Annotated in this window: 8 protein-coding genes; 5 read left to right on the top strand and 3 right to left on the bottom strand. The window is 72.4% G+C overall.

The genetic code is table 11. The annotated features are described in order from the left end of the window. The first annotated feature begins 51 nt into the window (after positions 1-51). From ACFVFS_RS37265 to ACFVFS_RS37245, 5 genes are all read left to right on the top strand, one after another. A complete protein-coding gene (locus ACFVFS_RS37265) occupies positions 52-495 on the top strand; it encodes a hypothetical protein (RefSeq protein ID WP_380629416.1) in 444 nt (147 codons plus the stop codon). A gap of 332 nt (positions 496-827) precedes the next feature. Continuing rightward, a complete protein-coding gene (locus tag ACFVFS_RS37260; RefSeq protein ID WP_380629415.1) occupies positions 828-1796 on the top strand; it encodes a helix-turn-helix domain-containing protein in 969 nt (322 codons plus the stop codon). A gap of 439 nt (positions 1797-2235) precedes the next feature. Continuing rightward, on the top strand, positions 2236-4335 hold the full coding sequence (locus ACFVFS_RS37255) for a hypothetical protein (RefSeq protein WP_380629414.1): 2100 nt from the start codon (positions 2236-2238) through the stop codon (positions 4333-4335). Further along, positions 4325-5662 (top strand): hypothetical protein, encoded by a 1338-nt coding sequence (locus tag ACFVFS_RS37250; protein ID WP_380629413.1) that lies wholly within the window; start codon positions 4325-4327, stop codon positions 5660-5662. The genes ACFVFS_RS37255 and ACFVFS_RS37250 overlap by 11 nt, the downstream gene beginning before the upstream one ends. A gap of 17 nt (positions 5663-5679) precedes the next feature. After that, the gene (locus tag ACFVFS_RS37245; protein ID WP_380629412.1) at positions 5680-6198 is read left to right on the top strand and encodes a DUF4328 domain-containing protein; all 519 of its coding nucleotides are present in this window, start codon (positions 5680-5682) and stop codon (positions 6196-6198) included. Positions 6199-7489: 1291 nt separating this feature from the next. Here the strand turns inward: ACFVFS_RS37245 and ACFVFS_RS37240 are convergent. From ACFVFS_RS37240 to ACFVFS_RS37230, 3 genes are all read right to left on the bottom strand, one after another. After that, positions 7490-7789 (bottom strand): hypothetical protein, encoded by a 300-nt coding sequence (locus ACFVFS_RS37240; protein ID WP_380629411.1) that lies wholly within the window; start codon positions 7787-7789, stop codon positions 7490-7492. 46 nt (positions 7790-7835) lie between these two features. Then, the gene (locus tag ACFVFS_RS37235) at positions 7836-8516 is read right to left on the bottom strand and encodes an SMI1/KNR4 family protein (RefSeq protein WP_380629410.1); all 681 of its coding nucleotides are present in this window, start codon (positions 8514-8516) and stop codon (positions 7836-7838) included. 448 nt (positions 8517-8964) lie between these two features. Further along, a partial coding sequence (locus tag ACFVFS_RS37230; protein WP_380629409.1) for an integrase core domain-containing protein occupies positions 8965-9362 on the bottom strand: 398 nt, incomplete at its 5' end.

Below are 9362 nucleotides of genomic sequence, written 5' to 3'. Positions count from 1 at the left end.
GGCCACCGCCGCACCACGGCCCGGTGACCGGCTCCCCCCCCGGCGGATGGGGTGGCGGGGCAGGGCTACCCCTGCCCCGCCACCGCACCACGCATCCGCATCCGCCTCGCGATCCTCCTGGTTCGCGTGTCGACGCCTTCGACGCTCGTCCCTGCCGGGTTGTCGTCGTCGGCCGCGTTCTCCCGGGTAACGGCAACGGCCGCGAGGCGCGGGAAGAACCGGGTACCACTGGGTACCAAGTCCGCCGTCGGCAATGCCAGGACCATCGCTGGCGGCTCCCCGGACACGGGCTCGGTGGTCCCGCACCGGCGGTCGCTGCGGCGGCGGTCGTGCGACGGTTCGCCCGCACGCCCTGACCTGCGCGGCGAGGACGGCTCCGAAGTGCTCATGCTCGGCGACATGATGCCGCCCACCCCGAACGTTTCCGACCTGGTCTTTCGCACCGTGATGTCCACAGTGCCGCCCGTGCGTCCGCCCGCTGAGCCGCACGCGTGACGGGTCCAGTGCGAGGCCCGACACGTGCGCCCATTCGAACGGTGCCCGCCGGGGTACTACGATTTGCTTCCCGACCGATACCCGTGCGGACGGGCGCGAGGCCGGGCTGATCGGCTGGCCGACGGGCCCAGTCACGTCGACCGCCGCCCGCTCCTGGCGCCGGCGCCGGAACCATCCGGGCTGTGAGCCACGAGGCATGGCGCGCAGGCTGATTCCGGCATCCGACAGGGGACATGGAGGAGGGCGCCGCGCCGCCGACGGAGATCGGCCGCTACGGCGCCGGCAGCCGGGCCCGCGACGTACCGGGTCGGAAGCCAGCCTTGTGAAGTGCCATGCCCTCAACCAGAATTCCGGCTGTGGAGAGCCGGGGAAGGTTGTCGCCGCAGGACGCACGGAACACCGCAGAGCTCGTTGAGCTGCTACGGAGACTCAAGGAGCAGTCAGGACTGACGTACCGTCAACTAGAGGAGAGGGCGGCCGCATCGGGCGAGGTGCTGGCGCGCAGCACGCTGGCCGACGTCCTCGGCGGAAGGACGGCGCCACGCCCCCAACTGCTGTCCGCGTTCGTGCGGGCGTGCGGGGAGGGGGAGCGGGCCGCGCTGTGGCTTCACGCCTGGCAGGGGGTCTCCGAGAACCGCGCGGCCGAGGCCGCACTGGCGGAGCCGGCGCCCGGGCCCGTTGCGCGTCCGCTCCTCGACAGGTTGCGCGGGATGCGCGTTCTGCTGGTGGCGGCGGCCGGCTGCTCCGCCCTGACGGCACTCGCCTGGACGCTGACCTCTCTCGACGGATCGACCGCCGACGGGGAAGCCTCCCGGAGGGCGAAGGCCGTGCCGGTCGGTGACGGCTCGGGGCTGCCGAGCGGCTGGATCCGCATCCGCCCCACCACCGCTCCGGACCTCTGCCTCACCGACGGGCGTGTTCAGGACCGGCGGTACACACCCCTGGTCGCCGTCCAGCGGCGGTGTGACCAGGTGGCTCCGCAGGGCACCCTGCTGGAGCCGATGGGGGAGGGGGCGTACCGCATTCAGTGGCACCACCCCGACTACGGCAAGGGCTGCCTGAAGGCCTGGGCACAGGGGGAGGCGGTAGGACTGCTCGAACCGAGGGACGACTGCGACGAGGGCAGCCGATTCCGCATCGAGCCCTCCGGGACCTACGGCGGCAACACCTACGTCCTCCGCGTGGCGGGTCAGGGGTGCGTGGGCATCAGAGGATCCAGCACCTCCGAGGGAGTCGAGGCGGTGATGGACCGGTGCGTGGGCAAGGACGGCCAGGTGTTCGTCATCGAACCGGCGTCATGACCCTCGCTCACCCCCGTGCCGCGATGCGGGACCCGCGCCACCCGCGGTCGAAGCCGCGGACAGGGGCCCCGGCTGCCGGGAAGGCGAGGGGGTAGTCGCCCTCCGACCCAGGGCGCATACGCCGTCACTCCGCCCGCGGACCGGCCTGTTCTCCGGCCTTGCCGTGGCGCCGCCCCGATCCCCGCCCCGCGTCGCCCCGATCCCCGCCCCGTACCGCCCCGAGCCGCCCCGGACCCGTCAGGACCGGGCACGGGTAGAGTGACCGGCCGAACCACCAGGAGGGGCGCGGATGCGGACACCGACAGGGATACGGAGACGGACCGGGACATTCGGGATCGGGGCGGGCACGGCGCTCGCGGCGGTCCTGCTCCTCAGCGGCGCCGGAACGGCCGTTGCCGCGGACCCGAGCGCCGCGCCGAGCCCCACGGCGGCGTCCACGGTGACCGCCACCGCCGCGCCGACCGGCCAACCCGCCGACGGCACAACCCGGTCCGAGCGCCTGGCCGAGGAACTGCGCAGGAACCCGGTCTACGTCTCGGCCGCCCAGCCGCGCAGGCTGCCGCGCTCGCTGTCCCCGGAGATCGCCGTCCTCGCCGAGCGCACCGGCGTGCCCACCTACGTGCTGGCGCTGCCGGACGGCGACGCCGCGCTGCTCGCCCTGGTGCACGACCGGCTCGGCGCGGACGGCCTCTACGTGATGATCGGCGGCTACGGTCACATCACCGCGTCCGCGTTCGGCGTCGACGTCCCGGTGGACGAGGCCCGCCGGATCTCCCGTTACTCCACCCCGTACGGCGCCGAGCCGCTCGCCGCGTTCAGGAGCTTCGTCGACGCCGTCGCCTCCGGCAAGGACCGGGCCGCCGCCAAGGCTGAGGAACTGCACGACCGCTACCGCGACAGCGACCGGCAGCGGCTGTACATCAGCTCCACCGACCGGCGGAACCAGAACCTGCTGCTCGGGCTGGCCGTGGTGGTGATCCCCGGCCTGGTGCTGGCCCTCGGCCTTCGGCTCTCGCTTCGCCGGACCCGCTCCTCCGTCCCCTTCCCTGCCCGGAGGACGGGCCTGAAGCCCATCCCGAAACCCGTCCTGACGACCGGCCGGAGCGAGGAGCCCGCCGTCAGCCTGGACAAGGGCCCGGCCGCGCCCCGCACCACCCGAAGCCCGGGCACCGGGTGGCGCCGCCGCGCCTTGCTGCCGGTGACACTGCTGGCGACGGCCGCCGCCGTGTTCGGCGTGGTGCACTACGCGCCCACCGCCTTCCCCCAGGTCATCGACGGCCCCGACCTGACCGTCACCCAGGCCGACCTGGACGCCCGCGTCGACGAGATCGCCGCCGGCCTCACCGCCGGCCCGATCTACCAGGACCCCTCCGGTCCCGACGCACTGGCCGCCGCCGACCTGCCCGCGATCCGGCAGCGGCTCGCCGAACTCGCCCCCAAGGGCCCGGTGCACATCGTGGTCACCCCCACCGACAGCGACGACGAGACCGACCACCACAGCGACCTGCTGCTCGCCCGGATCCACGAACGCACCGGCCGCGACGGCGTCTACATCCTCGTCGACCCGCTGACCGGCGTGATCGACCTCGACAGCTACGGCACCGACCAGGACACCGTGCGCCGCTTCACCCGCCTGCCGACCGAGGTCAGGTACGCGTACGGGGCGACCAAGGGCCTGAACGTGGCACCGCGGCTGAACCGGGTGCTGGACGCCGTCGCCACCGCCGAGCCGAAACCCGGCTACGATCCGGCGGACCGCCGGACCACCCTGCCCCCGCTGCGCGACAACCGGCTGCCCGCCCTGTTCAGCAACGACTTCGGGGGCGGCATCGCGCTCGGCGCCATGCTGCTCGGCATCGTGCTGTTGCTGGCCTGGGCCGTCCCCGCCATCGCCCGGGCCGTGATCCGCTCCCGGCAGGCCCGCGCGGCCGGCACCTCGCCGCAGCACGCCGGGTCCCGGCCCACCTCCCCGCTGCCGTCCCTTCGGCAACTGCGCGCCTGGGCCGACGAGGACGTCCGCGAACTCGCCGCACAACTGGCCGCCGCCGACCAGCACGCGCCCGGCCGCACCCTCGCCTGGGACTGCCTGGACGCCGCCGGACTCCTCACCGACGGCGGCGAGCAGCGCTCCGACGGGCCGACCGGGGCGGGCGACCTGGCCGCCGTCGTCGTGCTCGCCCGGGCCGGACTCGCCGCTCTCCGCGGCCACCTCGACCCCGCCGTCTGCCGGCTCGACCCGCTGCACGACGGCACCGACGGCGGCCGGGTGCCGGCCTGGTTCGCCGAGCTCGGCCTCGGCCCCCGGTCCGCACGGCTGTGCCCGGCCTGCCAGGGCGCCCTGCGCAGCGGCGGGGCCGCCCGCGCCACCGCCGACCGGGCCGCCCGTGCGGGCCGGGCCCGCGACCGGCTGCTGCGCCTGCCCGGCGCGGACGACCGCACCCGGACCGCCTGGGACGAGGCCGGGCAGATCCTGCCGGCCGCCCGCGAAGGGATCGAAGCACTCATCCTCAGGGCCAGGGAGTCCGCCAGTGTCCAGTGACCGCCCGACTGTCAGCCACCCGTCCGCGGGCCCCGACCGGCGCCTGCTCCGCGGGCTGTTCGCCGCGCTGCTGGTGGCGTGCGCGGCGTTGCTCGGCGCCGGTGCCCCCGCCCGCGCGGACAGCGCGGGCCCCGGACCGACCGCCTCGGCGATCGTCGAGGCGCTGGCCACCGCCCCGGTCTACGTCGACCCGTCCTTCGCGGCCGCCGTCACCGCCTCCCAACAGAGGGAACTCGCCGACCGGATCGCCTCGACCGGTCTGCCGATCAAGGTCGTGCTGGTACCGCTGAAGAAGGGCGACGCGTTCGACGGCAGCGCCGAGTCCCTGGCCGCGGTGGTCCAGGAACGCCTCGGCCGGCCACAGCTGATCCTGCTCACCAACGACCAGTACGGGAGCTGGCTCAAGGGCACCGAGTGGCCGAACGACACCCACCAGACCCGCGACGCCGCCATGGCCGTGGGCATGCTCAAGGAACTCAAGGACGCCGGACTGGCCGCCCGCGTCGGCCGGGCCGTCGACCTGATCGCCACCGGCCGGGGCACCGAGGTCTACAAGGCCGAGGCCGAACGGGCCGACCGCGCGTACTCGGCCCGCCCCAAGGCGACGGACGGGGCCGCCGACTCCTCCTCCGGTGGCTCCGGGACCCTGCTCGCGGTCGCCGCGGCGCTGGTCCTCGCCGTCGTCGGCGCCGCCTTCCTGATGCGCCGCCGCCGCTCGCCCCGGCACACCGCCTTCACCTTCCCCGACGCCGTCTTCGCCGCCGACCGGGCCGCCGACGAGGCCGGGCTGCGCCGCCAGGCCGCTGCCGAGGTGCTCGCCCTCGGCGAGGCCGTGGACAGCGCCGACGGGGCCGCCACCCCCGGCCTGGGCCGCGCCCTGGACGCCTACGACGCGGCCGGCCGGGTCCTGGACGCCGCCCGCGGCATCCCCGACCTGGCGGGCGTGCTCGCCCTGACGGCCGAAGGACGCTCCGCGCTCGCAGCCGAACCGTCGCTCCCGCTGTGCTTCTTCGACCCCCGACACGGTGCCGCCGCCCGCCGCACCGTCTGGCGCCCGCTCGGCCGCCGGGAACGCGTCGACGTCGCCGTCTGCGAGGACTGCGCCCAGGCCCTGCGCGCCCGCCGCGCACCCCAGGTCCTCGCCGTCCGCGACCAGGGCCGCACCGTCCCCTACTTCGAACTGCCCGCCGACCGCAGTCTCTGGGCCGCCACCGGCTACGGATCGCTGCTCTCCGGCCCCGACGACACCCTCGCCGCCCGCGTCGGCACCGGCGAGTTCACCCGCGCCCGGCAGCAGACCGATGGCCACGGCGCGACCAAGGGCTGAACCCGACAGGTTCCCCGATGCACCCGCAGCTCCGCCACGCGGAGTTCTCGGCACGGTGGACCGTGCCTGGCCAGGGTCTGCCCGAGGCCGCTCCGGCGGATCGTGTGATCGTCCCGCGCGGGTCATCTATGGCGATACCGGCCTCTGAACTGGGAGTTCCCGTTGGCAGGAACGCGGCGCGGGCCCCTGGAACCCGGCGCGCCTGGCCCGGTCGGGGCGGTGGCGATCTGCTGCTGCCCGGCGGACACCACCACGGGAGCGGCTGGGCCGTCGGCGCCTGCTTCACCCCCGTCGTCGGGCTCTGGTTCCCCTGGCGGCTGACCGTGGACTGCTGGCGGGCGAATGCGCCGCTGGTCGCCCTGTGGTGGGCCGCCTGGATCGGCTCGATCGTCAGCGGCCGGATCGCGGCCTCCATGACGCGCCGGTTCGATCCGACCCTCCACGGTCTCGAGAGCCTGCGCAACGCCATCCGGGTCGAAGCCGCCGGCTCCGCGCTGCGCCTGGTGGGGCTTGACAGCGCAGATGCCACAGAATGATGCGGCGGATATGGCCTTCGGCGCCGCCCGGGCTCCAGGGCGGGGTCAGGCCGGCGGTGACGGCTGCGAGATCGTGTTCGAGGCCGCTGGCGAAGGCGTGGAGGCCGGGCAGATCGTCGGCGCGGACCGCCTTGATCCATTGCGGGAGCCGGTCACTCTGAAGCTGGGTGCGCATCTTCCCGAACGCGCGGACGTACCCGGTGAGGGCTTCCGGTTCGGGGCAGCCGGAAAGGCCGGACTTCAGCTTCAGGCGCTCGCCCTCCGGCAGGGAATCGGGGTGAGTCGGGATCCAGCCGGTGACCGTGCGTGGGGGCAGTGGGTCCGCGCTGCTGCTTCGGTCGGGCAGGATGGACCTGCCGGGCGTCGGACGGTGAGGCCTCAGAGGCTTCTGCAGAGTGGTCGGCCTCTCGGAGCGCAGCACGTTGATCGAGCCGTTCGGCTCGCCTGCCCGCGCGGGGAACTCGGGCCGCGGGGCCGGCGGGCCGCTGTGAGTGTGACCGCGCCACCACGGACCCTGCGCCCGGCTTCACACTGACCGGCACATCACCGCTACGGGGCTGGGCCAACTGGTCACTTCACCGGTCGACGGGGTGATCCGCGTCAAGAACGTGCTTCCCCGCCGACTGCCGGAATACCAGATCAGCCAGACCCGGTCCCCCTCGGTGGCAGCGGTGCATCCCTCCAAGGGCATGTCAGGAAGGCGACCTCCCGGGACTCAGATTGCCTGACCTTCGGCGCTTCAGCCGGCAAGACCGGCTGCAGACTCCGGATGCTCTCCGTAGATGCCTTCGTCTCCGTAAGCCGTCCAGATCTGTCAAGGGACGGTAGGAGTTGGTTCAGGCATTAGGTTCCTTGAAGGCAATCATGAGTCAGTGACAGTCTGTGGTCGTCGGGATCTTGCTCGGACGGCTATGCCGGGCAGCTCGGTGTGAGAGAGGATGCTCGGCATGACGACTTGAAAAGCACCGGCCGGGCGGCAGCGCTGGCTGAAGGTCGGGACTTGGGACACGGTTTCCGACGGTGATCGACGAATCTGTGCTGCCTGCGGAAAGTCCATCCGCTCCTACCATTACCGGTGCTATCCACCCGAGTCCTCCATGTTCGAGCGCTGTATCGGATTCGCCTGGTGCTCGGGATGCAGGATCTACTTCGGCAACATGGTGTACGTCCCCCGGAAGCGGGTCCTGGTCGACGCTCTCGCTTCCCTTCCCCGTGAGCAACGGGAGCGGCTTCTGCGTTCGGAAACGAGACTGATCGAGTTCCTGGACCGCGAGGCCTCAAAGGACAGAAGTTAGCCTCCACCCAGCTGAGGGAGCGCTGTTGTCGTGTGCGGTCGGCGGCTTGCCGCGGTCAGGAGAAGCCGCTTGCGCAGTAGCGGTGGCTTCGCTCGGCCGAACATGCTGCGCTTGAGCGCCTTCAGGTCGCTGACGCGGCCCTCGACCGGGCCGGATGACCAGTCGGTGCTCATGCCGTAGACCACGGCGTCGAGATCCGGGATCAGTCCGGCGGCGAAGCCGGCCAGGCCGCACTGCTCGTCTGCGCAGACGTCGGCGATCCAGCGCCCGAGTTGGTCTCCTTCGTGGTTGTCCATGATGGTCGCGAAGGTGCGGACGTGGCCGGCGGCGGTTCCTGTGCTGTCAGCGGCTCGCGGCAACTGCCCTCGCGGCCTCTTCCAGCCATCCTTGATACCAGAGGGTGAACGTCACGGGCTCTCTCCCGGGCCCGAGGAGCGGCTGAAGATCCCGCTCGTCCGCCCGGTCGTCGGCCCAGATGCGACCGCGTTCGGGACCACTGACGACCAGCCATTGGCGGTAGGCGCAGCCCAGATGGCAGAGGACGATGGCGCCAACTGTCCGGTCGGGATTCCACATCACCCTGCCCCATTCCTCGTCCCAGGTCTTCCAGGCCTGGTCGAAGTCCTCGTCCTCTTCGCAGTCGTCTTCCTGCGGGCACTTCTCCTGAAGTGCGCGTACCAGTTCAGGGTCCGGTCCCTGAACGGGGAAGGGCTCGGAGAGCCGGGTGAGGTCTACGAGGTCCGCACCGTCCCCGTCCCACCGCCATCGCCCGTGGATCCGGCGCAGCGGGAAGACTCCGTAGGCTGGGCCGGCGCCGCCTGCACCGACGTGGGTCAGGAACTCCCGGTAGTCCTCCGGAAGCCGAACACCCAGTTGCTCCTCCATCTCGGCCAGCTCGGGCTCGGTCAGCGGGTCCTCGAGCGAGAACCGGTGCCCATGGAAGCCGAACATCGTGCTGGCGCCCGCTGTCTTCGCCAGTGCCTGTATCTGCTTGCGGACGCCCGCCCAGGTTCCTTCGCTCATGGCCGCAGCGTAGGAGCTGGGTGCGACACCTGCGGGCTCTGGAGCCTGCGCGCCGAGCCCGGGGGGGGCTGACCCCCGCGCCCGTGGGGAGGACGCCCCGACGCCCCACCACTTCGAGGCGCCCAGCGGCTGACCCCCGCGGGTGCGGGGAAGACGCGCCGAGCTTCTTCACTGCGGTCTCGATGACCGGCGGACCCCGGCCTGCGCGGGGAGGACTCTTCGCGACCTGCACCGTTCTCACGGCTTTGTAAGTTCTCGACCAGGTCGTCGAGCAGAGAATCCGGCCAGCGTGTTGAGGTGTCAAGGAGCAGCGCCCGTCGTGGCAGGCGTCGGTGACGTTGTGCTCGGCTTCTGTTGCCGACTGGGATCCGTAGCGCGGTGGGGTGCTGTCAGGCAGCCGTCGTCATCGCTTCTCTTCTCAGGTGGGTGTGGTCATTGATGCTGGTCCCTAGCTGTTCTGACCCGTGAGGTTGGGGACGCGGCTGGCGGGTGGCTTGCCTGCGAGTGCGGTGTGTCCGCGGTGGTGATTGTAGGTGTGGAGCCAGTCGGGGTAGGCGTCGCGTCGTTCCTGTTCGCTGCGGTAGGGCCTGGCGTAGGCCCATTCGTCGAGCAGGGTGCGGTTGAAGCGTTCGACCTTGCCGTTGGTCTGGGGCCGGTAGGGGCGGGTGCGCTTGTGCGCGATGCCCTCGGCGGCGAGGGCATCGCGCCAGGCCCGTGAGCGGTAGCAGGAGCCGTTGTCGGTCAGGACCCGCTGGACGGTGATCCCGGCTTGGGCGAAGAAGTCCTGGGCACGGGTCCAGAAGGCGGTGGCGGTCTCCTTGCGTTCGTCGGGCAGGATCTCGCTGT

The organism is Kitasatospora sp. NPDC057692 (assembly GCF_042799475.1).
Classification (GTDB): domain Bacteria; phylum Actinomycetota; class Actinomycetes; order Streptomycetales; family Streptomycetaceae; genus Kitasatospora.
This window is presented reverse-complemented; position numbering and strand designations above follow the sequence as displayed.

Excerpts from the sequence above, each read along its gene's own strand:
- ACFVFS_RS37260 (WP_380629415.1), top strand. The coding sequence starts at position 828 with ATGCCCTCAACCAGAATTCCGGCTGTGGAGAGCCGGGGAAGGTTGTCG.
- ACFVFS_RS37245 (WP_380629412.1), top strand. The coding sequence starts at position 5,680 with ATGCACCCGCAGCTCCGCCACGCGGAGTTCTCGGCACGGTGGACCGTG.
- ACFVFS_RS37240 (WP_380629411.1), bottom strand. The coding sequence starts at position 7,789 with ATGGACAACCACGAAGGAGACCAACTCGGGCGCTGGATCGCCGACGTC.
- ACFVFS_RS37235 (WP_380629410.1), bottom strand. The coding sequence starts at position 8,516 with ATGAGCGAAGGAACCTGGGCGGGCGTCCGCAAGCAGATACAGGCACTG.